This is a genomic window from Mycobacterium sp. 012931 (genome assembly GCF_000419295.1).
GTDB classification, from domain to species: domain Bacteria; phylum Actinomycetota; class Actinomycetes; order Mycobacteriales; family Mycobacteriaceae; genus Mycobacterium; species Mycobacterium marinum.
Genome location: NZ_AOPX01000001.1, coordinates 5,343,236 through 5,368,359 on the forward strand (window position 1 = coordinate 5,343,236; position 25,124 = coordinate 5,368,359).

Here is a 25,124-nt window from a genome sequence, read left to right on the forward strand (position 1 = left end):
CCAGCGGGAACGCCGTCAAATGCATAGGAAACGCTTCGCCGCGTGTAGGGTGCCGATGAATGGTCACCTCGTGAGGGTGTCGGTCCCGATCGGGAGGGCAAATGTCCGGTAAAGCAGTAGCCGCTTCGCGCAAGCGGTCCAATCTCGACGATGTTCAGGCTCATTACGACCTGTCCAACGAGTTTTTTGCGCTGTTCGTGGACCCGACCAGGACCTACAGCTGCGCCTACTTCCCGCGCGAGGACATGACCTTGCAGGAAGCGCAGATCGCCAAGATCGATCTGACGCTGGACAAGCTGGGACTGACACCCGGGATGACGTTGCTCGACATCGGTTGCGGCTGGGGTTCGGTGCTCAAGCGGGCCGTCGAGAAGTACGACGTCAACGTCGTCGGGCTGACCCTGTCCAAGAACCAGCACGCGTACTGCCAGCAGGTACTCGACGAGGTCGACACCAATCGCTCCCACCGGGTCCTGCTGCGCGACTGGGCGGAATTCGATGAGCCGGTTGACCGTATCGTCACCATCGAAGCGTTGGAGCACTTCGGCTTTCACCGTTACGACGACTTCTTCAAGTTCACCTACGAGGCCCTGCCCGCCGACGGTGTGATGCTGCTGCACGCGATCACCGGGTTGCACCCCAAGCAGGTCATGGAGCGCGGCATCCCGTTGACCATGGAGATGGCCAAGTTCATCCGGTTCATCGTGACCGACATCTTCCCGGGTGGGCGGTTGCCGATGATCGAGACCGTCGAAGAGCACGCGGACAAGGTGGGGTTCAAGGTGGCCCGGCGGCAGTCGCTGCAACTCGACTTCGCCAAGACACTGGACTTCTGGGCCGAGGCCTTGGAGGAGCGCAGGGACGAAGCGATCAAGATCCAGTCAGAAGAGGTCTACGAGGGGTACATGAAGTACCTGACCGGCTGCGCCCGCGCATTCCGGATCGGCTACATCGACTGCAATCAGTTCACTCTGGCCAAGTAGACTTTCCTGCCACAGTAAGGGGTACGGGCGCGGGCTAACCTTCCGCGCCGCCAGTTAATGCGAGAATCCCGTACGGGCGCATAGTCAGGGCGAGGCTTCGCGGGTGCGTCGGAGCTGCGAACATCAGGAGAACAGGACGACAATGGCTGAAATTCCGCCGACACCAACGAAGATGCGGACGCGCTCGGAAGACATCCAGGCGCACTACGACGTCTCCGACGATTTCTTCGCCCTGTTCCAGGACCCCACCCGGATCTACAGCTGCGCGTACTTCGAGCCGCCGGAGCTCACCCTCGAAGAAGCCCAGTACGCCAAGATCGACCTCAACCTTGACAAGCTGGACCTCAAGCCGGGCATGACCCTGCTGGACATCGGCTGCGGCTGGGGCACCACCATGAAGCGCGCGGTCGAGCGGTTCGATGTCAACGTGATCGGCCTGACGTTGTCCAAGAATCAGCACGCCCGCTGCGAGAGTGTGCTGGGCGAGATCGACACCAACCGCTCACGGCAGGTGCGGCTGCACGGCTGGGAAGACTTCAACGAGCCAGTCGACCGGATCGTCTCGATCGAGGCCTTCGAGCACTTCGGGCACGAGAACTACGACGACTTCTTCAAACGATGCTTCGACATCATGCCCGAGGACGGCCGGATGACCGTCCAGAGCAGCGTCAGCTACCACCCCTTCGAAATGGCCGCCCGCGGCAAGAAGCTGACCTTCGAGACGGCGCGCTTCATCAAGTTCATCGTGACCGAGATCTTCCCGGGCGGGCGGTTGCCGTCGACGGGGATGATGGTCGAACACGGCGAGAAGGCTGGTTTCGTCGTCCCCGAGCCGCTTTCGCTGCGCCCCCACTACATCAAGACGCTGCGGATCTGGGGCGACAACCTCGAGGCCAACAAGGAAAAGGCCATCGAGGTCACCTCCGAAGAGGTTTACAACCGCTACATCAAGTATCTGCGCGGCTGCGAACACTACTTCACCGACGAGATGCTGGACTGCAGCCTGGTGACCTACCTCAAACCAGGTGCGGTTAGCGCCTGATTTCCGCGTATCCGGGCGCGGGTGTCGGATTGCCGCCACCTTGTTCGGCAAAAGGGTAGAGAGTGAGACAACGGGTTTCGCTCGCTATCCGGAGGTGACCGCAAATGCACTACTTCGCCTTGTTGATCAGCAAGGAGCGCGACCGCACACCCAGCGAGGGGGGCAGCCGAGATGGCGGCCTACGAAGCGTTCCATGCCCAGGCCGCCTCGGCGATCCGCGGCGGCGACGCGCTACTATCCGCCGCTGACGCCGCGCAGATCACCGGGGGCCCGAATGCGCCGGTCATTACCGACGGCCCGTTCGCCGAAGGCGCCGAGGTCGCGGGCGGATACTACGTATTCGAAACCGAGAACCTCGATGAGGTACTCGAACTGGCCCGTGCTATTCCGGCCGCCAAGTACGGTGCGGTTGAGGTGTGGCCGATGGCCGGGCCGGGTCTGCCCACACAGCCACTGCAGGGCAGCAATTGGATTGCGCTGTTGCTCGAGCCGCCCGAGCGAGCGGTCGCGCCCGGCACCCCGGAGTGGGAGGCAATGGCCGCACAGCACCAGCAGTTCGGCGCGGCGGCCAGCGAGCACATCAAGGCCGGCGCCGGCCTGCATCCGCCGTCCACGGCCACCACGGTGCGGGTGCGCGATGGCCAGGTTCTCATCACCGACGGCCCGTATGTCGAAGGCGCCGAGGTCGCCAATGGCTACTACGTGCTCAGCGCCGCAGACCGGGACGAGGCCGTCAAGTTGGCATCGATGATCCCCGCCTCGACCGTGCTGGTGCGAGGACTGGCCGGCGTTTCGGGCCTCTAGCCTCAGACGTCACCAATGGCCAACCTGGACGGCGTCTTCCGCCGGGAGTGGGGATCTGCCGTCGCCGCGCTGGCGCGGTGGTCCGGCGACCTCACCATCGCCGAGGACGCCGCCCAGGAAGCCTGTGCCGAGGCGCTGCGCGCCTGGCCCCGGGACGGCCTACCCGACAGTCCCGGCGGCTGGCTGGTCACGGTGGCGCGCAACCGCGCGCGAGACCGGCTCAGACGCGAATCCGCTCGTCCCGCGAAAGAATTGGCCTACGTCGTGAACGACATCGGTGCTATCCGGGCGCGAACCGAACACAGCGACCCACATCCGGTTCGCGACGATGAGCTGCGCATGATGTTCACCTGCGCGCACCCGGCACTGGACCGCCAATCGCAACTGGCACTGACGCTGCGGTTGGTGTCCGGGTTGACCGTCACCGAGATCGCCCGGGCACTATTGCAGACCGATGCGGCCATCGGCCAGCGCATCACCCGCGCCAAGAACAAGATCCGCCATGCCAACATCCCGCTGCGGGTGCCGCCCGCGGAACTGTTGCCCGAACGCACGCCTCACGTACTGGGCTGCATCTACTCGGTGTTCACCGAGGGGTATTGGGCGACGGGAGGCCCGTCGGCGATTCGCGACGAGCTCTGCGATGAGGGGGGCCGGCTGGCGCAAGAGCTGTGCGCGCTGATGCCGCAGGAGCCGGAGACGCATGCCCTGGCGGCGCTGGTGTTGCTGCATGATTCACGACGGGCGAAGCGGGTGGACGAGGCCGGGGCCCTGGTGCCCCTCGACGAGCAAGACCGGTCCCGATGGGATCACGGCCGCATCGCCCGTGGGCTGGACCGGCTGCGGCGGGCCAGCGGATCCAGGGGCCCCTATCTACCGCAAGCGGTGATCGCCGCATTGCATGCGACCGCGCCGTCCTGGGAGCACACCGACTGGACCACCATCTGCGCGGCATATGACCGGCTGTTGCAGCTGACGGACTCGCCGGTGGTGGTAGCCAACCGCGCGCTGGCGGTGGGTTTCCGCGATGGTCCCGACGCCGGCCTGGCCGCGCTGGAAGAAGTGGCCCACGACCCGCGGCTGAGCCACTCGAACCTGGTTGCGTCGGCGCGGGCCGACCTGTTGCGACGCGCCGGACGAGGCGCCGACGCGCTCCGGTGGTATCGAGTTGCGCTGGACTCCAACGGCTCCGAACCGAGCCGCGGGTTCCTGCAACGGCGCATCGCCGAATGCCAGGGGTAGACCTACCCGCCGAGCAGACACATAATCGCATCGCCTCGGCGATTTGGGTGCGATTTTGTGTCTGCTCGCGAGGGGGTCGCGAGGGGTTAGGCCTCGGTGAAGTTCCGGGTGACCGACGGGTCGACCGGGATGCCCGGCCCCGTGGTCGTCGACACGGTGATCTTCTTGAGGTAGCGGCCCTTGGACGCCGACGGCTTGAGCCGCAGCACCTCATCGATAGCGGCGCCATAGTTCTCCGCCAGCTTGTTCTCTTCGAAGGACGCCTTGCCGATGACGAAGTGCAGGTTGGCCTGCTTGTCCACCCGGAAGTTGATCTTGCCGCCCTTGATGTCGGCGACGGCCTTGGCGACGTCGGGAGTGACGGTGCCGGTCTTGGGGTTGGGCATCAGACCGCGCGGGCCCAGCACGCGGGCAATGCGCCCAACTTTCGCCATCTGGTCAGGCGTCGCGATCGCGGCGTCGAAGTCCAGGAAGCCGCCCTGGATCTTCTCGATCAGGTCGTCGCTGCCGACGATGTCGGCTCCGGCGGCGACGGCAGCGTCAGCCTTCTCACCCACTGCGAACACCGCGACACGGGCCGTCTTACCGGTGCCGTGCGGCAGGTTGACGGTGCCACGCACCATCTGGTCGGCCTTACGCGGGTCGACACCAAGCCGGATGGCCACCTCGACGGTCGCATCCTGCTTGGTCGATGAGGTCTCCTTGGCCAGCTTGGCGGCCTGCAGGGGGGTGTAGAGGTTGCTGCGGTCCACCTTCTCGGCCGCGGCGCGGTATGCCTTGCTGTTCTTGCTCATGTGTTATCCAATCCGATGTTGGGTCGTGGTTATCAAGCAGGCCGAAGCTGGCCCTCCCACGGGTCTTGATTTGTCGGTGCTGCAAACCTATTCGACGGTGATGCCCATCGACCGGGCGGTGCCGGCGATGATCTTGGCAGCGGCGTCGATGTCGTTGGCGTTGAGGTCCGTCTTCTTGGTCTCGGCGATTTCGCGAACCTGATCCCAGGTGACCTTGGCGACCTTGGTCTTGTGCGGCTCCGCGGAGCCCTTGGCCACGCCCGCGGCCTTGAGCAGCAGCTTGGCGGCCGGCGGCGTCTTCAGCGCGAACGTGAAGCTACGGTCCTCATAGACCGTGATCTCCACCGGAATAACGGTGCCACGCTGGCTTTCCGTCGCGGCGTTGTACGCCTTGCAGAACTCCATGATGTTGACGCCGTGCTGGCCCAACGCGGGGCCGACTGGCGGTGTCGGGTTGGCCTGCCCAGCTACGATCTGCAGCTTGATCAGACCGGCGACTTTCTTCTTCGGGGCCATGACGTCTCGATTGTTCCTTCCCTGATTAAAGACCTGGTTTGCCCAGTTAGATCTTGGAGACCTGGTTAAAGGTCAATTCCACCGGTGTTTCCCGGCCGAAGATGGAGACCAGCACCTTGAGCTTCTGCTGCTCCGCGTTGACCTCGTTGATTGTCGCCGGCAGGGTGGCAAACGGTCCGTCCATGACGGTGACCGATTCGCCGACTTCGTAGTCGACCTCGAGCACCGGGCGTTCCAAGCCGCCCGCTTCGGCGACGGCAGCGGTGCGGGCGGCCTTGGCGGTCTTCTTCGCGGCACCCCGCGGCAAGAGGAACTTCACCACGTCGTCAAGGGTGAGCGCCGACGGACGCGAGGTCGCACCGACGAACCCGGTGACTCCGGGCGTGTTGCGTACCGCGGCCCAGGAATCATCGGTCAGGTCCATCCGCACCAGGATGTAGCCGGGCAGCACCTTGCGGTTGACCTGCTTGCGCTGGCCGTTCTTGATCTCGGTCACCTCTTCGGTGGGCACTTCCACCTGGAAGATGTAGTCGCCGACGTCAAGGTTCTGCACACGGGTTTCGAGGTTGGCTTTGACCTTGTTCTCGTAGCCCGCGTAGGAGTGCACGACGTACCACTCGCCGGGCTTACTGCGCAGCTCCGCTTTGAGCGCAACGGCCGGGTCGACCTCTTCAGCCGGGACCTCTACGTCCGCAGGGATACCGGGCTCTTGCAGGTCGACCGCCTCACCCGCGGACGTGTCACCGTCGAAGGTAGTCACGGTCTTCAGTCCTCTCTATCACTTCGAAGTCTCAGCCGAACACCAACAGCATGAGCTTGCTCAAGCCCAAATCGGCGCTGCCGACCAGCGCCACCATGAAGGCCAGAAACACCAGCACCACTGACGTGTAGGTGAGCATCTGCTTGCGGTTGGGCCAGATCACCTTCCGCATCTCGGCTACAACCTGCTTCAGGTAGTTGTAGACGAATACGAACGGGCTGGCGGCCCGCGCCGCCGGCTTGCTGGCCGTCTTCGGCTTCTTGTCCTTGGCAGCCTTCGACGTTTCCTTTTTGGCGCCTTCCTCGGACGCCTGGGGCTCGGTCGATGACTGCTCGTCGTCGGCGTCTTCGGCTGCCGTCGCGCGCTGCCTGGACCGCTTGCCGGTCGGGCGTTGGGGACGCGCCGCCGATTTGGCTACCAGGGCAGTCCGGCCACCGCTGGCGCGGTCGTCCCCAGTTGCGCCGCCGTCACTCGTGGCGTCGTTGGCAGCGTCGCCCTCGTCGCTCACCGCGTGCTCCTTTGTTCGCTAACTGTCCCGCTGGCCGTCCCGCCGGCACCGGGGGACCCTCCCAGTGTCCAGCATGGCACGTTACCTATGGTCCGTCTCCTCCTCAGGCCATCGGGACCTGCATCGTCGTCGGACGTCTTGCCTTCAGCAGGGGCGACAGGACTTGAACCTGCAACCTGCGGTTTTGGAGACCGCTGCTCTGCCAGTTGAGCTACGCCCCTTCGCGGTTGGCGAGCCAACCAGCTTGTGCTCGGGGCTTACATGACACGCGCGCCCTCCGGTCGGTGATCGCGAACCGACGGACAGCGCGCTGATGTTGGGAAAACCCCGAGGTCCGAGTGTACATCGGCACAGGAGTCAGATACTAATTACGCGGTTCTGATGACCTGCCCGGTCTCTTTGTCCCATTTGAGCTTGGCGGAGCCGTCACCCTGCTGGCCCATCAAGGTGGTGTAGGCCTCCAGCACAACCTCCCCGTCGTCGTTGTGACAGACGTTCTTGGTGACAACGATGTCGGCACCGAAACGCTCATCCACCGAGTGCACTTCCATCCGGGCCCATAGCTTGTCCCCGGCCAACACCGGCTTGTAGAACACGAAGCGCTGGTCGACCTGGACGATCTGCATGGTCTCCATGCCGACGTCAACGTTGCGGAAGAAATCGGACTGAACCAGCTTGGCCAGGATCGACACAAAGGTCATCGGCGCGACGATGCCGCCATAGCCCAGTTTGGCGGCCGCATCCTCCTCGTAGCAGGCGGCATCGTCGCACTGGACCGACCGCGCGAACCCGCGAACCTGCTCGCGACCGACCACAAAGCAGTCTGGATATTTCCAGCTCATCCCGCGGATATCGGTCTTGAGAGCCATAGCTGCCCTCCTAAGCTAACTTGGCCGAAGCGATCGCCCGACCGAAGATTTTCTTGCCACCGGTGGCGGCCGTCAGCGCGATAGTCACCGACTTGCTGTCCGGATCCACCGACTTGACCCGGCCGTTGAAAACGAGTTCAGCGCCCTTGCCGTCGTTAGGCACCGGCACCACCGCCGTGAAACGCACGTTGTATTCGGTCACCGCGCCCGGGTCACCGACCCAGGACGTGACATAACCGCCGCCGATACCCATCGTCAGCATGCCGTGGGCGATCGCGGTGTCCAACCCGACCAACTTGGCGATCTCGTCGTCCCAGTGAATCGGGTTCAGGTCGCCCGAAACACCGGCGTAGTTCACCAGATCCTGGCGGGTCAGCGGGTAGGTCCGTTCGGGGAGCTGGTCTCCGACGTTGACCGAACTGAACTCACGCAGTGCCATCAGAAAATCCTTCTCCCCCGTCCTCGCCTACCCGACCCGCCAGGGTCGTCAAGGTCTCTTGGACGATCTCGCCTGCTTCGTTGGTGACAATGTTCCTGGTCACGATGATCTGCGTGTCGTGCGCCTCACGTACCGAATCCACATGGACATCGCAATGGAGGATGTCGCCCGCGACGATCGGCTTGGAGAATTTCAGGACCTGGTCCACCTGGACGATCTGCTGATCGCTGACCCCGATATTCGCGTGCTTGAAAAAGGCAGACTGGGCCTTGTACCCAAACACGCTGATGAACGTCAACGGAGCCAACAAACCCTTGTGTCCGAGGTCCGCGGCCGCCCCTTCCTCAAAGAACGACGCGTCGTCGTTCAGGACAGCCACGGCATACTCGCGGATTTTTTCCCGCTCCACCACATAATGATCGGGATACCGGAAATGCATCCCGACGATGTCTTCGGTCAAGGCCACGGTTCTAAAACCTACCTAATCACCGCAAACGACTCGTCGAGCACGGTCGGTTAACGCGTTTCGCGGTGAGCCTGGTGCGAACCGCAGTTGCGGCAGAACTTCTTCAGTTCCAGCCGGTCCGGGTCGTTACGACGGTTCTTCTTGGTGATGTAGTTGCGGTGCTTGCACACCTCGCATGCCAAGGTGATCTTCGGCCGGACATCGGTACTTGAAGCCATGGCGCTTTCTCTCTCAAATCTCTGTCAAAAATCTCGTTGTTGTGTTGTAGCGATGGCCGGACTCGAACCGGCGACCTAACGATTATGAGTCGTTCGCTCTAACCGACTGAGCTACATCGCCTCTGACCCAACCCGACTTGGGTCGGGGCCGCCCGCCTGCTCGGCGTCCGCCGAGCCCCCTAACGGAATCGAACCGTTGACCTTTTCCTTACCATGGAAACGCTCTACCGACTGAGCTAAGGGGGCCGTGCACCCGCGGCGACCGGTCGTGTCACGGGCAAAAAAGAGGGTACAACCTGCCCCGTGGCCTAACCAAACCACGAGCAAGATCGCGTGCGTCGCCCACCGATCTTCCCATCACCGCCGGAGGGTCGCGCACCACTGGGATCAGCCGCTACGACCGCCTTTGTGCGGATCCCAGACGCTGAGATCGCTGAACTCGTCGTACTCGTCGTCGCCACCACCGTTCTCGCCGGCCTCGGCGAGAAGGGTTCGTAGTGCGAGGTGGACGACCTCTCGCGGACCCGCCAGACGGTAGCGACGGATCGCTTCTTGGACCAGATCGTCGTCAATCTCGATCTCGACCTTCTTCAGCATGGGCCAACAATACCCACAGGGATGCCATGAGGAGCGACCAGGAGAACCCAGAGATCCCGCAGAAGTCACTGCGTCCGCCCCACCGGAATTGGACCTGTAACCGCGCGGATCTAGGCTGAAGGCGTGTCAGATTCGGATCGGTTGTACTTCCGGCAGCTGCTTTCCGGCCGCGACTTCGCCGTCAACGACATGATCGCCGCGCAAATGCGCAACTTCGCCTACCTGATCGGCGACCGCGAGACCGGGGACTGCGTCGTGGTCGACCCCGCCTACGCCGCCGGAGATCTCGTCAACGCGCTGGAAGCCGATGACATGCATTTATCCGGGGTTTTGGTGACCCACCATCATCCCGACCACGTCGGCGGCTCAATGATGGGTTTCGAGCTCAAGGGACTGGCCGAGCTGCTGGAGCGGGTTAGCGTGCCGGTGCACGTGAACACCCATGAAGCGGTGTGGGTTTCGCGCGTCACCGGCATCCCGATGAGCGACCTGACCACCCACGAGCACCGCGACAAGGTCAGCGTCGGCGATATCAAAATTGAGCTCCTGCACACGCCGGGCCACACCCCGGGCAGTCAGTGTTTCTTGCTCGATGGACGGTTGGTGGCCGGCGACACGCTATTCCTGGAAGGCTGTGGACGGACCGATTTTCCGGGCGGCGACTCCGATGAGATATTCCGCAGCCTGCAACAGCTTGCCGCGCTTCCGGGCGATCCGACGGTGTTCCCCGGGCATTGGTATTCGGCGGAACCGAGCGCGTCGCTGTCGGAGGTCAAGCGTTCCAATTTCGTCTACCGCGCCGCCGATCTGGCCCAGTGGCGCATGCTGATGGGTGGCTGACGGGCCCGCTCGCGTCCGGTTGCCGGGTACCCGCGAGGCGGCCATCGCTCACGTCGCCGCCGATTACACCCACGACAATGCGTGGGACGGCCGTCTACGATCAGGTCAGTTGGAGTTCGCCGCGTAATCGCTGCGGTGGTACAAGCGAAAGGTGCAGTCCATGGGGTGGGGGCAAAGCAATAGCTGGCAAGTGATGGCTGGGAAAGCCGGGACGGCCGGGTTAGGCAACGTCGAGTCCAGCACCTGGTTGGCCATTGCCGCCTGGGCAGCGCTGGCGGTTGTCGCCGTGGCGCTGATCGTGATGTATCGCCAGATCCAGCGCAACCAGCAGCTGACCTCCGAGCAGGCCAGACCCTACGTATCGATGCTGATGGGGCCGCACATCACGGACTGGCATGTGATCGAGCTGGTGGTCAGGAACTTCGGCCGCACCGCCGCCTACAACGTTCAGTTCTCCTTTCCCCGTCCTCCCACAGTGGCCGAATACGAGAATGCGTCCGACGGCTACGCCGATGTCGTGGAACTGCAGTTGCCCCGCGAGTTGCCGACGCTGGCACCCGGTCAGGAATGGCGGATGGTGTGGGACTCCGCGCTGGACCGCGCCGAAATCGGTCAGGGGGTTGAATCCCGCTTCGAGGGGACCGTGACCTACTACGACCGTCCCGACCAGCCGCGCGGGTGGCGATTCTGGCATCGGCCGCGGCGCCAACTGCAAACGCAGGTGGTGCTCGACTGGGAGGCGCTGCCGCCCGTCCAGCGGATCGAGCTGATGACCACCCACGATCTGGCAAAGCGGGAGAAGCAGAAGCTGGAGCTGCTGCGCAGCGTGCTGACCTATTTCCACTACGCCAGCAAGGAGACGCGCCCCGACGTCTTCCGCAGCGAGATCGAGCGGATCAATCGCGCCGTGGCGGAAACCCAGGACCGGTGGCGCACCCGGCAGGTCGACCAGCCCACCGACGTCAGCCTGCGCTGGGGCGATGTCGAAAACGAGCTGGGCAAACACCGCAACCAACAGGTCTGACGGTCCACAACATCCGGTCGCGCGGCACGCCGCCATGGTGATCTGATTCAATCGACGGGCTGCCGTATCGAAGGAGTAACCATGAGCGGGCCGGTCACCTACACCCACGACGACGCCATCGGCGTCATCCGAATGGATGACGGCAAAGTCAACGTGCTGGGCCCGACCATGCAGCAGGCACTCAACGAAGCGATTGACGCCGCCGACCGCGACAACGTCGGTGCGCTGGTGATCGCGGGCAACCATCGAGTGTTCAGCGGCGGCTTCGACCTCAAGGTGCTGACTTCGGGCGAGGCAAAGCCCGCGATCGACATGCTCCGCGGCGGATTCGAGCTGTCCTACCGGCTGTTGTCCTACCCCAAGCCGGTGGCGATCGCCTGCACCGGCCACGCGATCGCGATGGGCGCATTCCTGTTGTGCTCCGGCGACCACCGGGTGGCCGCCCACGCCTACAACATCCAGGCCAACGAGGTCGCGATCGGTATGACGATCCCCTACGCGGCGATGGAAGTGTTGAAGCTGCGGCTGACCCCGTCGGCATACCAGCAAGCCGCCGGACTAGCCAAGACCTTCTTCGGCGAAACCGCGCTGGCGGCCGGATTCATCGATGAGATCTCGCTTCCCGAGGTGGTGCTCAGCCGCGCCGAAGAGGCCGCGCGCGAATTCGCCGGACTCAATCAGCAGGCCCACAACGCCACCAAGTTGCGGGCCCGCGCTGAGGCACTCAAGGCCATCCGCGCCGCCATCGACGGGATCGAAGCAGAGTTCGGACTGTAGAAGTCCCCGTCGCCGGCCACCGCGCCGGCTAGCCGAACCGCCGGAACCGGTGCAGGTAGTCGGCCCAGTCCCAGGTCGACAGAAACGCCTCCGCCGCCGCATAGCCCCGCTGGTATAGCTCTTCCAGGCGGGCTCTGCCGATACCGAAATCGAGCACGCCGACGTCGGTCGATGCCACCGCGATCGTGCGGGCTCTGACCCACGGCTGGCTGAGATGGGCTTGATCGTGACCGACCAGCATGGTGGTGAACAGGCTTTCCAGCAGTGCCGACTGCTGCAGGAAACGCAGCGGCCGCAACGCGGGAAACGCCTGTTCGATGCCCTCCGCCAGTTTGGGTATCACCGTGATCCCGAAGGTGGGCCAGCGCGGCGGCTTGGTGTCGGTGCGGTCCAGTGAGTCGACCGGAAAGTTCGACAGCACACCGCCGTCGACGAGGGTGGAGCGCAGCCCATCGCTGCTGGTCAGCGTGACCGGTGGATAGATGAACGGAATCGCCATCGATGCGCGAACTGCCGATGCCACCGATTGTTCGGCCGGGTCCACCCCGTAGACCCGGCGATAGTCCCACGGCAGCCGCACCAGCTGCGCCCTGGTCACATCCGCGACCGTGATCGCCACCCGGTAGCGCTCTTCGGCCGGCAGCTCGTCGTCATCGAGGGCTAGATCACCAAATGTCGTCACGCCGAGGTTCTCGAGTTCGCTACGGATCCAGTCATATGCGGCGTCGCCGCGGTACATTGCCGAATCTCGCACCAACCCCCACGCGGAACCGAGGATCGGAACCGGTGCCGCGTCACGCCATGTGCTCAGCGGCACCGACAATGCGAGTTCGCGGATCTGGTCGCTGGAGAGCTGGTTACCCTGCGTCCCGGCGGCCGCGATCACCGCCACCACCGATCCGGCCGAAACGCCCGACACCCGATAGGGCTGATAGCCGTCGTCCATGAGCCGGGCGATCGCTCCGACCAAGCCCATGAACTTGACGCCGCCCCCGGACAAGACCAGGTCCACGGGCTTGGAACCGTGCTTCATCGACTGACCGCCCGCAATACCGTTACCCGCGGTTGTCTTCTGCCGAAACCCACTGGTAGGGAAGGAACTTTCCGTCCAGGGTCAGCACCACCCGGTCCCCCGTCGGATGGGATTTCTTGTGCATGTCAACGCTGAAGTTGATCGCGCTCATGATGCCGTCGCCGAACTGCTCGTGGATCAGCTCCTTGATGGCTCCGCCGTAGACCTGAAGCGCCTCGTACAAGCGGTAGATGGTGGGGTCGGTCGGAACCGCGTCGGGCAGCCCGCCACGCATCGGCGGCGCCGCGAGCACCGCAACCACGGACTCGTCCAGGGCCAGCATCTCGACCAGAACCTTGCCCAGCTCGACGGGAATGGGGTGCTGGCCGAGCAACGCCGAGGTGGTCCACAGCACCGGCCGGTCGATGGCATCGGCAAGTTGTTGCCACGTCAACCCGCGCACCAACCGGGCGACGACGATCTCTTCGGTGATCTGGTTTCTGTTCATGGCCCCCAGCATGCCGGTCGGCGACGACGCCGCCTGCCTCAGGTGCTACCGGCAGGACCGGCCGCCGCCGGCCCGCCCGGGTGGATCACCAGCGTCCGTAGTGCACGACCTCGGCGAAGGCCCGCCGATTCGGCTTACGGATAGGAACGAGCGGGCGGTCAGCGGGATATCCGACGCCAAGCAGGTAGGCGACCAGGTGGTCGTCGGGGACACCGAGGATCGCGCGCGCCTTGTCCTGGTCGCCCACCGAGGAATGACCGGTGCCGATCCCCAAGTCGGTGGCCGCGATCATCATCGCCATCGTCGCCTGACCGACGTCGTACTGGTCTATCACCTTCCTGCGCTCATCCGGCGGGACCGGAATCACCAGGGCGATCGCGGCCGCGGCCGCGGCAATATGGCCGGCGCCCATCCAGACCGTCGAGAGTTCCTGCAGCGCAGACCGTTCGGTGACGAGGACAAAGTCCCACGGTTGGCGGTTCTTGGCCGATGGGGCCCGCCACCCGGCCTCGGCGATCCGGTTCAGGTCGTCCTCTGACACCGGCCGGCAGGTACTGACGCACATTGCGCCGCGCGCAGATCGCATCCCAAGCTTGCATGCAACCCATGCTGCCATCGCCGTGGTCGGGCCGGTCTATCGTGGCGGCCGATGCCCCTTCACCTCCACCGCGCCGAGCGCACCGATCTACTTGCCGATGGCCTCGGCGCGCTCCTGGCTCAACCGCTGGCGGATCCGTTCGCCGAAGAGTTGGTATTGGTTCCGGCACGCGGCGTGGAACGCTGGCTCAGTCAGCGTCTCTCGCACCTGTTGGGACATGCACCCGGCGGCGGCGACGGGGTGTGTGCGGGTGTGTCCTTCCGTAATCCGCGATCGTTGATCGCCGAGATCACCGGCACCGCCGCCGACGATCCCTGGTCAGCGGAAGCGATGACCTGGCCCCTGCTGGAAGTCATCGACGGTTCACTGGAAGAACCCTGGTGCGCGACGCTGGCAAGACATCTGGGCCACTTCGACGTCGGGCCTGAGGCCGAGTTGCGTCGGGGACGCCGGTATTCGGTGGCGCGCCGCCTGGCCGGACTGTTCGCCTCCTACGCCCGGCAGCGTCCCCGGGTGCTGTCCGATTGGCTCGATGGCGGGCGGGGCGACCTGGATCCCGATCTGAGCTGGCAGCCCGAACTGTGGTGCGCGCTGGTCGCGGTCGTGGGCGCCGATCCCCCACACCTCCGCCACGAAAAGACCCTCACCGCGCTGCGTGCCCGACCGGCCGGCCTGCCGCCGCGGCTGTCGCTATTCGGTCACACCCGGATGGCGGTCACCGACATCGAGCTGCTGGGCGCGCTGGCCACCCATCACGAACTGCACCTGTGGCTGCCCCACCCCAGTGCGGCCTTGTGGCGCTCGCTGGCCGACCTGCACGGTGTGGTGCCGCGGCGCGCCGACGCCAGCCATCGCCGCGTCGTCCATCCGCTGCTGGCGACCCTCGGGCGGGACCTGCGCGAGCTGCAACGCGGCCTCCCCGCCGATCCGGCGACCGACGAGGCACTCGGCGCCACTACCCGACCGGACACCCTGCTCGGCTGGCTGCAGTCCGACTTGGCCGCCAACCAGGTCCGGCCGGAAAACCGAACGTTGGTCGCCGGCGACCGGTCCATCCAGGTGCACAGCTGCCACGGGCCCGCCCGTCAGATCGACGTGCTGCGTGAGGTCCTGCTCGGCCTGCTCGCCGATGACCCGACGCTGGAACCTCGCGACATCCTGGTGATGTGCCCCGACATCGAAACGTATGCGCCGTTGATCGTCGCGGATTTCGGGCTCGGTGACGTGATGCACGGCGTGCACCCCGCGCATCGGCTTCGGGTACGGCTCGCCGACCGCTCACTGCTGCAAACCAATCCGCTGCTCGGCGTGGCGTCGCAGCTGCTGATGCTGGCCGGTAGCAGGGTCACCGCCAGCGAGGTGCTCAACCTCGCCCAGGCCGCCCCGGTGCGGGCCCGGTTCGGCTTCGCCGACGACCACCTCGAGGACATCACCAGATGGGTCCGGCAGTCGAATATCCGGTGGGGTTTCGACCAGGAGCACCGCAAGCCCTACGGGGTCGACTTCGTGCACAACACTTGGCGTTTCGGCATCGACCGGGTGCTGGCCGGCGTCGCCATGTCGGAAGCGTCGCACGCCTGGATCGACGCGACGCTGCCGCTCGACGATGTCGGCAGCAACCGGGTGGAATTGGCCGGTCGATTCGCCGAATACATCGACCGGCTGCGACAGGTGGTCGGTTCGCTCACCGGCACCCGACCGCTGCGGGAGTGGCTGGCCGCGTTGACCGACGGCATCGCCCTGCTGACCCGCGTCGACGAGGGCGAAGCCTGGCAGTCTGATCAGATGCAACGCGAGTTCGCCGAGGTATCGCGCACAGCCGGACGGTGGGTCGAGACGATGTTGCGGGTGCCCGACATCCGCGCGCTGCTGCAACGGCACCTCGCCGGACGGCCCACCCGCGCCAACTTCCGCACCGGTACCTTGACCGTCTGCACCATGGTTCCGATGCGCTCGGTCCCCCACCGGGTGGTCTGCCTGGTCGGCCTCGACGACGGCGTGTTTCCACGCCAAGGTGTCGTCGACGGCGACGACGTGCTGGCCCGCAGCCCGATGACCGGTGAGCGTGACATCCGTTCGGAGGATCGCCAATTGCTGCTCGACGCGATCGGTGCGGCCACCGAGAACCTGGTCATCACCTATACCGGCGCCAATGAGTATTCGGGTCAGCGCAAGCCACCGGCGGTACCGCTGGCCGAGCTACTCGACACCCTGGACATGACCACAACAGAGCAGGTCCGCGGCCGCGTCGTGGTCGAGCACCCGTTGCAGCCGTTCGACGTTCGCAACGTGACGCGCGGGGCGCTGATGCCCGGCGTGCCGTTCAGCTTCGATCCGACCGTGCTGCGGGCGGCGCGGGCGGCCGCCGGCGAACGCGCACAGCAGCCGAGGTTCATCGGCGCACCCTTGGCACCCCCACCCGCCGATGACGTGGCGCTCGCCGACCTGGTCGCCTTCTTCAAGGACCCGGTGAAGGGTTTCTTCCGGGCCCTCGATTACACGCTGCCGTGGGATGTCGACGGTGTCGAAGACGCCATGCCGGTCGACATCAACGCGCTCGAGGAGTGGACGGTCGGCGATCGGATGCTGGCCGACATCCTCAGCGGCATGGCACCGGATGAGGCCCGACAGGCGGAATGGCGGCGCGGCACGTTGCCGCCCGGCCAGCTCGGCTGGCGCAAAGTGACCGAAATCCGTGACCAAGCGGCCTTGCTGGCCGCCGCGGCGCTGCGGCACCGCCGAGACGACGCGGCGGCATATGACGTTGACATCGACCTGGGTTCGCGAAGGTTGACCGGCACGGTGGCGCAAGTGTTCGGCGATCGTCTGGTGTCGGTGACCTATTCCAAGCTCGACGGCAAACATCTACTCGAATCCTGGATACCGTTGTTGGCGTTGTTCGCTCACGCTGGGGCCCACGACTGGTCGGCCGTCTGCATCGGCCGGCAGAAACGGGGTACCGTGCCCCGCCAGGCGGGGCTGGGGCGCCCCCGCGAACAGCCGGTGGAGCTGCTTCGAGATTTGGTGGCGATCTATGACGCTGGACGCCGTGAGCCAATTCCGTTGCCGATCAAGACATCCTATGCCTGGGCGGCCGCCCGGCACTGCGGCGACGATCCGGTGCGGGAGGCGTCATTTCGGTGGAAGTCCAGCGACCGCTACCCGGCTGAGGACCAGGCACCGGCTCACGTTCGGACCTGGGGAAGGAACGCGAGACTGACCGATCTGATGCAACCGGTGCATGCCGAATCCGAGCGTGCGGCCTGCCCCAACGGTGAAGACAACCGGCTGGGGGCCTTCGCCGCGCGGCTCTGGCTGCCGATGCTGCGCGCCGAGCGGGACCCCGGCTGATGCGCCCCTTCGATCTGCTCGGCCCACTGCCCGCCGAGAATTCCACCACGGTGCTCGAAGCCAGCGCCGGAACGGGCAAGACATTCGCGTTGGCCGCGCTGGTGACCCGCTACGTCGCGGAGGGACGGGCCCGGCTCGACGAGATGCTGCTCATCACCTTCGGGCGGGCGGCCAGTCAGGAACTTCGTGAGCGGGTCCGATGCCAAATGGTCAATGCGGTGCGGGTTTTCCACGACTCCCGCAACGGCTCCGATGACGCGGACCCCGCCGGCGACAACCAACTGCTGGCTCACCTGCTCGACGGCACCGCCGCCGAGCGCGACGCGCGTCAGCAGCGCCTGCGCGACGCGCTGGCCGGATTCGATGCGGCGACCATTGCCACCACACACCAGTTCTGCCAGCTGGTGCTCAAGTCTTTGGGCGTCGCGGGTGACACCGACGCGGGTGTGACGCTGGTCGAAGACCTCGACGAGCTGGTCACCGAGATTATCGACGATCTCTACCTGGTGCACTTCGGCCGTGACCGCGATGACCCCCCGCTGACCTACCGCGACGCACTGCGGATCGCCAGGGCGGTGGTCGCCAACCCGTCCACCCAGCTGCGGCCGCTGGATGCGCCGCCCAGATCCCGGGCCGCGGCCTGTGCCGGTTTCGCCCATCACGTTCTCGAAGAGCTGGAAACCCGCAAGCGGCGTCGGGGCATCCTCGGCTACGACGACCTGCTGCTGCGGCTGGCCGATGCCCTCGCTAGCGAGGACTCTGCGGCCCGGGCGCGAATGCAGCAGCGCTGGCCGGTGGTCATGGTCGATGAGTTCCAGGACACCGACGCGGTGCAGTGGCAGGTGATCGACAGCGCGTTCAGTGGGCGCTGCACACTGATTCTCATCGGCGACCCCAAGCAGGCCATCTACGCATTCCGCGGTGGCGACATCGTCACCTACCTGCACGCGGCGCAAACCGCCGGGGACAAGCGGACACTGGCCACCAACTGGCGCAGCGACAGCGCGCTGGTCGATCGGTTGCAGGTGGTGTTGCGTGGCGCTGAACTCGGCGATCCCGCAATCGTGGTGCGCGATGTCAAGGCCCACCACCAGGGCCACCGGCTCGCGGGCGCGCCGTACAACGACGCCCTGCGGCTGCGGGTGGTGCGCCGGGCCACGTTGGGCCGCAGGGGAATCCAGAACCTGCCCATCGATATTCTGCGCGATCACATCGGCCGTGATCTCGCCTCCGACATCGGTGCGTTGCTGGCCTCCGGGGCAACATTTGCCGGCAGAGCACTGCAGGCCAATGACATCGCCGTGATTGTCGAGAAGCACAAGGACGCGCGGGCCTGCCATCGCGCGCTCACCGACGCCGGGATTCACGCGGTCTACACCGGCGACACCGATGTGTTCAGCTCCGAAGCCGCCGACGACTGGCTAGCGCTGCTGGAGGCGTTCGACCAGCCGCATCGCCCCGGGATCGTGCGCGCCGCCGCCGCGACGATGTTCTTCGGCAAGACCGCCAACGATCTTGCCCGCGGCGGCGATGCGCTCACCGATCGCGTCGCAGAGACCCTGCGGGAGTGGGCGGACTACGCCCGCGAGCGGGGGGTGGCCGCCATCTTCGAGGCCGCGCAGTTGGGCGGTATGAGCGACCGCGTGCTGTCGTGGCAGGAGGGCCAGCGGCACATGACCGACCTGGCCCACGTGACGCAGCTGCTGCAGAAGGTCTCCCACCGGGAGCGCTATACCCTTCCGGCGCTGCGAGACTGGCTGCGCGGCCAGCGCAAGGATCGCGGTGGCGCTACCGAGCGCAACCGCCGGATCGATAGCGACGCCGCGGCCGTCCAGATCATGACGGTGTGGGTGAGCAAGGGTCTGCAGTATCCGGTGGTGTACCTGCCATTCGCCTTCAACCGCAACATTCAGGAACGCGAACTGGTGCTGTTTCACGACCGGGGCACGCGCTGCCTGCATATCGGCGGCAAGGACTCCCCTGATTTCGGCACGGTCGAGAGGCTGGGCGCCAAAGAGGCTGCCAACGACGACAGCCGATTGACCTACGTTGCGATGACGCGGGCGCAGTCGCAAGTGGTGGCCTGGTGGTCACCGGCCTATGACGAACCCAACGGCGGGCTGTCACGGCTGCTGCGGGGCCGGCGTCCCGGCGACTCGGTGGTACCTGACCGCGCCACCCCTGCCAAGATCACCGACGAGGATGCCTGGGACCGGTTTCAGCAATGGCAGGCCGCCGGAGGGCCGACGGTGGAAGAGTCCGTCATCGCCGCGGCACCGGCGATTGCCGGCCAGCCGGCGCCGTCCGAGCTGGCCACCCGCCGGTTTGACCGCGGCATCGACATCAGGTGGCGGCGCACGTCGTATTCGGGATTGATCAGGATGGCCGAGGCGACCGGCGTCAGCAGTGAGCCGGAGGTGACCGAACGCGATGATGAAGTCGCCGAGGTTCCGTTGACCGAGGTGGTGATGTCCGGGCCCGAGCAGCCTTCTCCCATGGCGGATCTCCCATCCGGCGCGAAGTTCGGCTCGCTGGTGCACGCCGTGCTGGAGACCAGCGATCCCTTCGCCATCGATCTCGCCGCCGAGCTGGAATCCCAGATCCGGGTGCAATCCGCGTGGTGGCCGGTGCAGGTGCCCGCGGCCCAGCTTGCCGCGGCGTTGGTCCCGATGCACGACACCCCGCTGGGCCCGCTGGCCGGCGGATTGACGCTGCGCCAAATCGGGCTACCGGACCGATTGCGGGAGATGGACTTCGAGTTTCCGTTGGCCGGAGGCGATGAGGCTGATGCCGGGGGCCACGCACCCGATCTCCGGCTGGCCGACGTCGGGGCGCTGTTGCGGGCGCACCTGGACGCATCCGACCCGCTGGCGCCATATGCCGATCGGTTGAGCGGGGACGCGCTTGGTGGTCAGACGCTGCGCGGATATCTCAGCGGTTCGGTCGACGTGGTGTTACGGATTCCCGACGGGCCGGGCCAGCGGTATCTGGTCGTCGACTACAAGACCAACTGGCTGGGTGACCCCGACCGCCCGTTGACCGCCGCCGACTACCACCGTCCCCGGCTGATCGAGGCGATGCTGCACTCCGACTATCCGTTGCAGGCGTTGCTGTACACCGTTGTGCTGCACCGTTTTCTGCGCTGGCGCCAGCCAGGATACGATCCGGCCCGACACCTGGGCGGCGTGCTGTACCTGTTCGTCCGCGGGATGTGCGGTCCCGACACTCCCATGCTCGACAGTCACCCCGCCGGGGTGTTCAGCTGGTCGCCTCCGGCCGCACTGGTGACGGCGTTGTCCGATCTGCTTGATGCGGGCAGGGCGGTCGCATGACCATCGAGGTTGTCGACCCGGCGGACTGGCGGCAGGCGGCGAGCGCGTCCGGACCGCTGCGGACGTTCAACGAAGCCGGTGTCATCGATGCGGCCGATGTCCATGTCGCGCAACGCCTTGCGGCCATGTCTGGCGAGTCCGACCCGGTGGTGTTGCTGGCCATCGCGTTCGTGGTGCGCGCGCTGCGGGGCGGTTCTGTGTGTGTCGACCTGTCCACCATCGAGGCACAAGTCGGGATCGCCGACCTCCCCTGGCCGGCGGCCGGCGAATGGCTGGCCGCGGTTCGGGCCAGCCCACTGGTCGGGTCACCGGCGGTGCTGCGCCTGTACGAGGACAATCTGGTCTATCTGGACCGGTACTGGCGCGAAGAACAGCAGGTCGCCGACGACATCCTGGCCCTGCTGGCCGCCCGGGCCAGCGCATCGGGCCCGGCTATCGAGGTCAACCGGCTGTTTCCACCCGGCTACGAAGAGCAGCGCGCGGCCGCCAAGATTGCGCTGGCGCAGGGCTTGACGGTGCTGACCGGTGGACCGGGGACCGGCAAAACCACCACGGTGGCGCGGCTGTTGGCCCTATTCGCCGAGCAGGCACAGCTCGCCGGCAAGGCGCGACTGCGCATTGCACTGGCCGCACCGACCGGCAAGGCCGCGGCCAGACTGCACGAGGCGGTGCAGTCGCAGATCGACAAACTCGATGCCATCGATCAGCAAAGGGTTCGTGGGCTACAGGCGACCACATTGCACCGGCTGCTGGGCAGCCGGCCCGACACCTCATCACGGTTTCGCCATCATCGCGGCAACCGGCTGCCGCATGACGTGATCGTCATCGATGAGACGTCGATGGTGTCGCTGACCATGATGGCTCGCCTGCTCGAAGCGGTGCGTCCGCAGACGCGGCTGCTTCTTGTCGGCGATCCCGACCAACTGGCGTCGGTGGAGGCGGGCGCGGTGTTGGCCGACCTGGTGGACGGGCTGGGCGCGCGCCACGACACCCACGTCGCGGCACTGCGCAGACTGCATCGGTTCGGCGAGTCGATCGGCCAGTTGGCGGCGGCCATCCGCGGCGGCGACGCCGACCGGGTTGTCGAGATCTTGCGGGCGGGCGACGACCACATCGAGTGGATCAACGCCGCCGACCCGACCCCGCAGCTGCGCAATGTGCTGCTTCCACACGCCCTTGAGCTTCGACGCGCCGGCGCGCTCGGTGATACCGCGGCCGCGTTGGCAACACTCGACGAGCAACGGCTGCTGTGCGCACACCGGCGTGGACCGTATGGAATCGCGCACTGGAACCACCAAGTGCAGAGATGGCTCACCGAAGCAACGGGCGAGCCGATCTGGTCGAACTGGTATGCCGGACGGCCGGTGTTGGTGACCGCCAACGACTATGGGCTCGGCGTGTACAACGGCGACACCGGGGTGGCCGTCCTGGATGGCACGAACCGCGCCGCGGCTCCGGGCGCGCTGCGGGTCGTCATCGCCGGCGCGCAGGAGCCGCTGAAGTTCGCGACCAGCCGACTATCTGATGTGGAAACCATGCATGCCATGACGATCCACAAGAGCCAGGGCAGTCAAGCCGACGACGTGACCGTGCTGCTGCCGCCGGCGGATTCCCGGTTGCTGACCCGGGAACTGTTCTACACGGCGGTCACCCGGGCCGCCCGCAAGGTGCGCATCGTCGGGCCGGAGTGCGACGTACGGGCCGCGATCGCGCGCCGGGCGATCCGGGCGACCGGGTTGCGTTCCCGATTGCAGCCGTGACGGCGCCCGCCTAGTCGCGACTAGTTGCGCTGCGCGGCCACAAACAGGTTCGTGGGCACCCGGTCCTCGACCTGAGCTGCGGCCGCGCGGCCGTAGCCGGCCATCAGCTCGCCCGACGGCGTCACCGTAACGTCCCAGTCGTGACGCCGGAACCAGTCGCCGACGTCTTCGCGTTCCTCGAAGTACCACAGTTCGTCGGTGCGGGGGATCTCCCGCTGCGGCTCCACGTGCGCCATCACCGCCCGGATCCGCGCCATCCGGGCACTTCGGTTGGCCCGAACCTGCGGGTCGAGGAACTTCGGCCCCAGCGCCTCGACGACGATGCGGCTTGCGCGCACGGTCAGTCCCTGAACCCGCTCGAACAGCAGGTCCTGGGCCACCGCGGGCAAGTACGGCATCAGCCCTTCGGCGGACCAGACGCTGGGCACCGAAGGGTCAAAACCGGCCTGGCGCAGCGCGGTCGGCCAGTCCTGACGAAGGTCCACCGCGACCGCGACCCGGCCGCAGGCGGGTTCGGCCCCGTGCTCGGCCAACGTCGCAGCCTTGAACTCCAGCACCCTGGGCTGGTCGAGTTCGAACACCGTCGTGCCGGCTGGCCAGGGCAGCCGCCAGGCGCGCGAGTCCAGTCCGGCCGCCAGGATCACCGCCTGACCGATCCCCGCGCGCGTCGCGTCCAGGAAGAACTCGTCGAAAAACGCCGTCCGCGAGGCCATGTAGCTGACCATCGCCTCCATCTGCAGCGGCAGATCCGGTTCGATTTCGAGCAGTTCGGCCGGCAGTTGCGGCGCCGAGTGCCAGTTCCACACGCCGTCGCCGACCGCGTCGAGGAATACCTGTGCGAATGGATCGCTGATCAACGGATGCTGGCTTCGAGTCTCGGCCGCCCGCGCCGAAGCCACACCCAGCGCCGTCGCCCCGACGCTCTCGGTGATTTCCCAGCTGTCGTCCTCGGTCCGCGCCATGCCCGGCTCCTCCCGTCGATCAACGCCTCCCTGGCGAACATACGTCAGCAGCACGCGCACCGACGTGAGCCGCCGGCGGTTCAGGCGCGGGGATACACGTAACCTACAAGCACACTCGACGAGGAGCCCGGATGGAACCAAACGAGCTGCATATCTCAAACGTCAAGGTCTTCGACAGCGTCGACGGCCGGATCACCGGGCCGGTCGACGTGACCGTCCGCGGCCCCGTGATCGCCAGCATCGCACCGGCGGGCGCCGCGGCATTGTCCGGCCCAGCCATCGACGGCACCGGCAAGACACTGTTACCCGGGCTGATCGATGCGCACTGGCATGCGATGTTCACCACCATCCCGGCAGCGCTGGCCCAGGTCAGCGAGTTCGGCTACGTGGTCGCCAGGGCCGTGGTCAGTGCCCGCGAGACACTGTTGCGCGGCTTCACCACCGTCCGCGACCTCGGTGGTCCGGTGTTCGGCGTCAAGCAGGCGATCGACGAGGGCTCGATTCCGGGCCCGCGGATCTACCCGGCGGGCGGCTTCATTTCCCAGTCGGGCGGGCACGGGGATTTCCGGCTGCCCAACGAGGTGCCGCGTGGGGTGTGCGGCCACCTGAGCTACACCGAGATCATCGGCGCGGCCGTGATCGCCGACGGCGAGGCCGAGGTATTGCGCGGGGCGCGGGAGACGCTGCGCCGCGGCGCGTCACAACTGAAGCTGATGGCCGGCGGTGGCGTCACCTCCGCATACGACCCGCTCGATGTTGCCCAGTTCACCGAGACCGAAATGCGCGCGGCGGTGGAGGCCGCCGAAAACTGGGGCACCTACGTCACCGTGCACGCCTACACCCCTCGCGCCATCCGGGCCGCGATCGCCGCCGGTGTCCGCTGCGTCGAACACGGTCAACTGATCGATGAACCGACCGCCGCGCTGCTCGCCGAAAAGGACATCTGGTGGTGCCTGCAACCGTTCCTGGATGACGAGGACGCGGTGGCGGTGCCTCCCCCGAGCGTGCCCAAGTTCAAGCAGATGGTCGCGGGCGCCGACACCGCGTATCAGCTGGCGATCAAGCACGGCGTCAAGATCGTGTTCGGTACCGACACGTTGTTCGACGCCAAGCTCGCCAGCCGCCAGGGTGCTCAGCTAGCAAAGCTCACGCGCTGGTTCACGCCCGCCGAGGTGTTGCAGCAGGCGACGATCCGCAACGCCGAGTTGCTGGCGATGTCGGGGCCGCGCAACCCGTACCCGGGGCGGCTGGGCGTGGTTGCCGAAGGCGCGCTGGCCGACCTGATCCTGGTCGACGGGGATCCGATTGCCGACATCTCGCTGATCGCCCGACCCGACGAGACGTTCACCACCATCATCAAGAACGGCCGGGTGGTCAAGGGTGCGGCGAGTTAGTCCAGCAACGGCACCGGAAAACGGTGTCCGTTAGGTCATTTCCCAAGCATCAGGTGCCCAGTCACGCGGGTCTTCACCGCCAGACGTTGACCCGGCCCGTATCACACCCGCCACATTGCCTCGCGCTGGCATCGAATTGTGCTGCACGCCAAGCACCGTGGCTACTCGTTCGCCGGCTGGACCTGCCGGTCGCCTCACCGAAGTGCATCAGGTGAGCGACTGGGCCGAGTGTGGGCGAACCGAAAGCTCAACAACCCCACCACCGAATGGATTCCTGCGGCGCACCTCGACGCGGTTGTGGGTAACCGGGCCCGCACCAACGCCTTTT

General features: G+C 66.1%; 22 protein-coding genes, 3 tRNA genes and 2 pseudogenes. 11 read left to right on the forward strand and 16 right to left on the reverse strand.

Going from position 1 to position 25,124, the window contains the following annotated elements; genetic code table 11:
* The first annotated feature begins 101 nt into the window (after positions 1-101).
* From mmaA3 to MMSP_RS23420, 4 genes and pseudogenes are all read left to right on the forward strand, one after another.
* A complete protein-coding gene (gene mmaA3 / locus MMSP_RS23405; protein ID WP_020788605.1) occupies positions 102-983 on the forward strand; it encodes a methoxy mycolic acid synthase MmaA3 in 882 nt (293 codons plus the stop codon).
* Between the two features lie 142 nt (positions 984-1,125).
* Positions 1,126-2,025, forward strand: a complete 900-nt coding sequence (gene mmaA4, locus MMSP_RS23410; RefSeq protein ID WP_015354646.1) for a hydroxymycolate synthase MmaA4 — start codon at positions 1,126-1,128, stop codon at positions 2,023-2,025.
* A gap of 104 nt (positions 2,026-2,129) precedes the next feature.
* Positions 2,130-2,829: pseudogene (locus tag MMSP_RS23415) on the forward strand (YciI family protein).
* Positions 2,830-2,844: 15 nt separating this feature from the next.
* The gene (locus MMSP_RS23420; RefSeq protein ID WP_020788606.1) at positions 2,845-4,071 is read left to right on the forward strand and encodes an RNA polymerase sigma factor; all 1,227 of its coding nucleotides are present in this window, start codon (positions 2,845-2,847) and stop codon (positions 4,069-4,071) included.
* Between the two features lie 86 nt (positions 4,072-4,157).
* Here MMSP_RS23420 and rplA read toward each other — a convergent pair whose 3' ends face one another.
* From rplA to MMSP_RS23480, 12 genes are all read right to left on the reverse strand, one after another.
* Complete coding sequence (rplA, locus tag MMSP_RS23425; protein ID WP_012392888.1) at positions 4,158-4,865, reverse strand: 50S ribosomal protein L1; 708 nt, start codon at positions 4,863-4,865, stop codon at positions 4,158-4,160.
* Positions 4,866-4,952: 87 nt separating this feature from the next.
* Positions 4,953-5,381: a 50S ribosomal protein L11 gene (gene rplK / locus MMSP_RS23430; RefSeq protein ID WP_020788607.1), complete on the reverse strand. Its 429-nt coding sequence runs from the start codon at positions 5,379-5,381 to the stop codon at positions 4,953-4,955.
* Positions 5,382-5,427: 46 nt separating this feature from the next.
* Positions 5,428-6,141, reverse strand: coding sequence for a transcription termination/antitermination protein NusG (gene nusG, locus MMSP_RS23435; protein WP_020788608.1), 714 nt, complete (start codon positions 6,139-6,141; stop codon positions 5,428-5,430).
* A gap of 31 nt (positions 6,142-6,172) precedes the next feature.
* Complete coding sequence (secE, locus tag MMSP_RS23440) at positions 6,173-6,649, reverse strand: preprotein translocase subunit SecE (protein WP_020788609.1); 477 nt, start codon at positions 6,647-6,649, stop codon at positions 6,173-6,175.
* Between the two features lie 148 nt (positions 6,650-6,797).
* Positions 6,798-6,870: transfer RNA gene (locus MMSP_RS23445), tRNA-Trp, on the reverse strand.
* Positions 6,871-7,017: 147 nt separating this feature from the next.
* Positions 7,018-7,518, reverse strand: a complete 501-nt coding sequence (gene hadC, locus MMSP_RS23450; RefSeq protein WP_011738998.1) for a (3R)-hydroxyacyl-ACP dehydratase subunit HadC — start codon at positions 7,516-7,518, stop codon at positions 7,018-7,020.
* A gap of 10 nt (positions 7,519-7,528) precedes the next feature.
* Positions 7,529-7,957: a (3R)-hydroxyacyl-ACP dehydratase subunit HadB gene (hadB, locus tag MMSP_RS23455; RefSeq protein WP_020788610.1), complete on the reverse strand. Its 429-nt coding sequence runs from the start codon at positions 7,955-7,957 to the stop codon at positions 7,529-7,531.
* Positions 7,944-8,423 (reverse strand): (3R)-hydroxyacyl-ACP dehydratase subunit HadA, encoded by a 480-nt coding sequence (gene hadA, locus MMSP_RS23460; RefSeq protein ID WP_015354643.1) that lies wholly within the window; start codon positions 8,421-8,423, stop codon positions 7,944-7,946. The genes hadB and hadA overlap by 14 nt, the downstream gene beginning before the upstream one ends.
* Before the next feature lie 50 nt (positions 8,424-8,473).
* Entirely contained in the window at positions 8,474-8,641 is a 168-nt protein-coding gene (gene rpmG / locus MMSP_RS23465) for a 50S ribosomal protein L33 (RefSeq protein WP_011738995.1), read from the reverse strand.
* Between the two features lie 47 nt (positions 8,642-8,688).
* Positions 8,689-8,762 (reverse strand) — tRNA-Met (locus MMSP_RS23470).
* A gap of 52 nt (positions 8,763-8,814) precedes the next feature.
* A tRNA-Thr gene (locus tag MMSP_RS23475) sits at positions 8,815-8,887 on the reverse strand.
* A 141-nt stretch (positions 8,888-9,028) separates the two neighbouring features.
* Entirely contained in the window at positions 9,029-9,238 is a 210-nt protein-coding gene (locus MMSP_RS23480) for a type II toxin-antitoxin system VapB family antitoxin (RefSeq protein ID WP_012392884.1), read from the reverse strand.
* A 123-nt stretch (positions 9,239-9,361) separates the two neighbouring features.
* Here MMSP_RS23480 and MMSP_RS23485 point away from each other — a divergent pair, with 123 nt between their 5' ends.
* The 3 genes from MMSP_RS23485 (at position 9,362) to MMSP_RS23495 (ending at position 11,879) form a co-directional block, all read left to right on the forward strand.
* A complete protein-coding gene (locus tag MMSP_RS23485; RefSeq protein ID WP_015354642.1) occupies positions 9,362-10,078 on the forward strand; it encodes an MBL fold metallo-hydrolase in 717 nt (238 codons plus the stop codon).
* Positions 10,079-10,238: 160 nt separating this feature from the next.
* On the forward strand, positions 10,239-11,102 hold the full coding sequence (locus MMSP_RS23490) for a hypothetical protein (RefSeq protein WP_036426906.1): 864 nt from the start codon (positions 10,239-10,241) through the stop codon (positions 11,100-11,102).
* A gap of 81 nt (positions 11,103-11,183) precedes the next feature.
* Complete coding sequence (locus MMSP_RS23495; RefSeq protein WP_020788612.1) at positions 11,184-11,879, forward strand: crotonase/enoyl-CoA hydratase family protein; 696 nt, start codon at positions 11,184-11,186, stop codon at positions 11,877-11,879.
* 28 nt (positions 11,880-11,907) lie between these two features.
* On the opposite strand, the gene MMSP_RS23500 is transcribed toward MMSP_RS23495, so the two are convergent.
* The 3 genes and pseudogenes from MMSP_RS23500 to MMSP_RS23510 all read right to left on the reverse strand — a co-directional run bounded on the left by MMSP_RS23500 (position 11,908) and on the right by MMSP_RS23510 (position 13,998).
* Complete coding sequence (locus MMSP_RS23500) at positions 11,908-12,912, reverse strand: patatin-like phospholipase family protein (RefSeq protein WP_015354639.1); 1,005 nt, start codon at positions 12,910-12,912, stop codon at positions 11,908-11,910.
* Positions 12,913-12,934: 22 nt separating this feature from the next.
* Positions 12,935-13,411 (reverse strand): cyanase, encoded by a 477-nt coding sequence (cynS, locus tag MMSP_RS23505; RefSeq protein ID WP_015354638.1) that lies wholly within the window; start codon positions 13,409-13,411, stop codon positions 12,935-12,937.
* 73 nt (positions 13,412-13,484) lie between these two features.
* Positions 13,485-13,998, reverse strand: a pseudogene (locus tag MMSP_RS23510) (nitroreductase family protein).
* A gap of 50 nt (positions 13,999-14,048) precedes the next feature.
* Between MMSP_RS23510 and recC the strand changes: the two are divergent.
* The 3 genes from recC to recD are packed head-to-tail and all read left to right on the forward strand — an operon-like array spanning position 14,049 to position 22,440.
* Entirely contained in the window at positions 14,049-17,348 is a 3,300-nt protein-coding gene (gene recC, locus MMSP_RS23515) for an exodeoxyribonuclease V subunit gamma (protein WP_020788614.1), read from the forward strand.
* Positions 17,348-20,680: an exodeoxyribonuclease V subunit beta gene (recB, locus tag MMSP_RS23520; RefSeq protein ID WP_020788615.1), complete on the forward strand. Its 3,333-nt coding sequence runs from the start codon at positions 17,348-17,350 to the stop codon at positions 20,678-20,680. Before recC ends, recB begins: the two co-directional genes overlap by 1 nt.
* A complete protein-coding gene (gene recD, locus MMSP_RS23525; RefSeq protein WP_020788616.1) occupies positions 20,677-22,440 on the forward strand; it encodes an exodeoxyribonuclease V subunit alpha in 1,764 nt (587 codons plus the stop codon). The genes recB and recD overlap by 4 nt, the downstream gene beginning before the upstream one ends.
* Before the next feature lie 20 nt (positions 22,441-22,460).
* Here recD and MMSP_RS23530 read toward each other — a convergent pair whose 3' ends face one another.
* On the reverse strand, positions 22,461-23,402 hold the full coding sequence (locus tag MMSP_RS23530) for a class I SAM-dependent methyltransferase (RefSeq protein WP_020788617.1): 942 nt from the start codon (positions 23,400-23,402) through the stop codon (positions 22,461-22,463).
* A gap of 131 nt (positions 23,403-23,533) precedes the next feature.
* On the opposite strand from MMSP_RS23530, the gene MMSP_RS23535 reads away from it, so the two are divergent.
* Complete coding sequence (locus MMSP_RS23535) at positions 23,534-24,796, forward strand: amidohydrolase family protein (RefSeq protein ID WP_020788618.1); 1,263 nt, start codon at positions 23,534-23,536, stop codon at positions 24,794-24,796.
* The last annotated feature ends 328 nt before the right edge of the window (positions 24,797-25,124 follow it).

Coding starts and splice junctions, on each gene's coding strand:
- rpmG (WP_011738995.1), bottom strand. CDS start 8,641: ATGGCTTCAAGTACCGATGTCCGGCCGAAGATCACCTTGGCATGCGAG.
- recD (WP_020788616.1), top strand. CDS start 20,677: ATGACCATCGAGGTTGTCGACCCGGCGGACTGGCGGCAGGCGGCGAGC.
- recB (WP_020788615.1), top strand. CDS start 17,348: ATGCGCCCCTTCGATCTGCTCGGCCCACTGCCCGCCGAGAATTCCACC.
- MMSP_RS23530 (WP_020788617.1), bottom strand. CDS start 23,402: ATGGCGCGGACCGAGGACGACAGCTGGGAAATCACCGAGAGCGTCGGG.
- MMSP_RS23480 (WP_012392884.1), bottom strand. CDS start 9,238: ATGCTGAAGAAGGTCGAGATCGAGATTGACGACGATCTGGTCCAAGAA.
- mmaA3 (WP_020788605.1), top strand. CDS start 102: ATGTCCGGTAAAGCAGTAGCCGCTTCGCGCAAGCGGTCCAATCTCGAC.
- MMSP_RS23495 (WP_020788612.1), top strand. CDS start 11,184: ATGAGCGGGCCGGTCACCTACACCCACGACGACGCCATCGGCGTCATC.
- rplA (WP_012392888.1), bottom strand. CDS start 4,865: ATGAGCAAGAACAGCAAGGCATACCGCGCCGCGGCCGAGAAGGTGGAC.
- MMSP_RS23420 (WP_020788606.1), top strand. CDS start 2,845: ATGGCCAACCTGGACGGCGTCTTCCGCCGGGAGTGGGGATCTGCCGTC.
- MMSP_RS23490 (WP_036426906.1), top strand. CDS start 10,239: ATGGGGTGGGGGCAAAGCAATAGCTGGCAAGTGATGGCTGGGAAAGCC.
- MMSP_RS23535 (WP_020788618.1), top strand. CDS start 23,534: ATGGAACCAAACGAGCTGCATATCTCAAACGTCAAGGTCTTCGACAGC.
- MMSP_RS23500 (WP_015354639.1), bottom strand. CDS start 12,912: ATGAAGCACGGTTCCAAGCCCGTGGACCTGGTCTTGTCCGGGGGCGGC.
- hadB (WP_020788610.1), bottom strand. CDS start 7,957: ATGGCACTGCGTGAGTTCAGTTCGGTCAACGTCGGAGACCAGCTCCCC.
- mmaA4 (WP_015354646.1), top strand. CDS start 1,126: ATGGCTGAAATTCCGCCGACACCAACGAAGATGCGGACGCGCTCGGAA.
- cynS (WP_015354638.1), bottom strand. CDS start 13,411: ATGCTGGGGGCCATGAACAGAAACCAGATCACCGAAGAGATCGTCGTC.
- hadC (WP_011738998.1), bottom strand. CDS start 7,518: ATGGCTCTCAAGACCGATATCCGCGGGATGAGCTGGAAATATCCAGAC.
- rplK (WP_020788607.1), bottom strand. CDS start 5,381: ATGGCCCCGAAGAAGAAAGTCGCCGGTCTGATCAAGCTGCAGATCGTA.
- recC (WP_020788614.1), top strand. CDS start 14,049: ATGCCCCTTCACCTCCACCGCGCCGAGCGCACCGATCTACTTGCCGAT.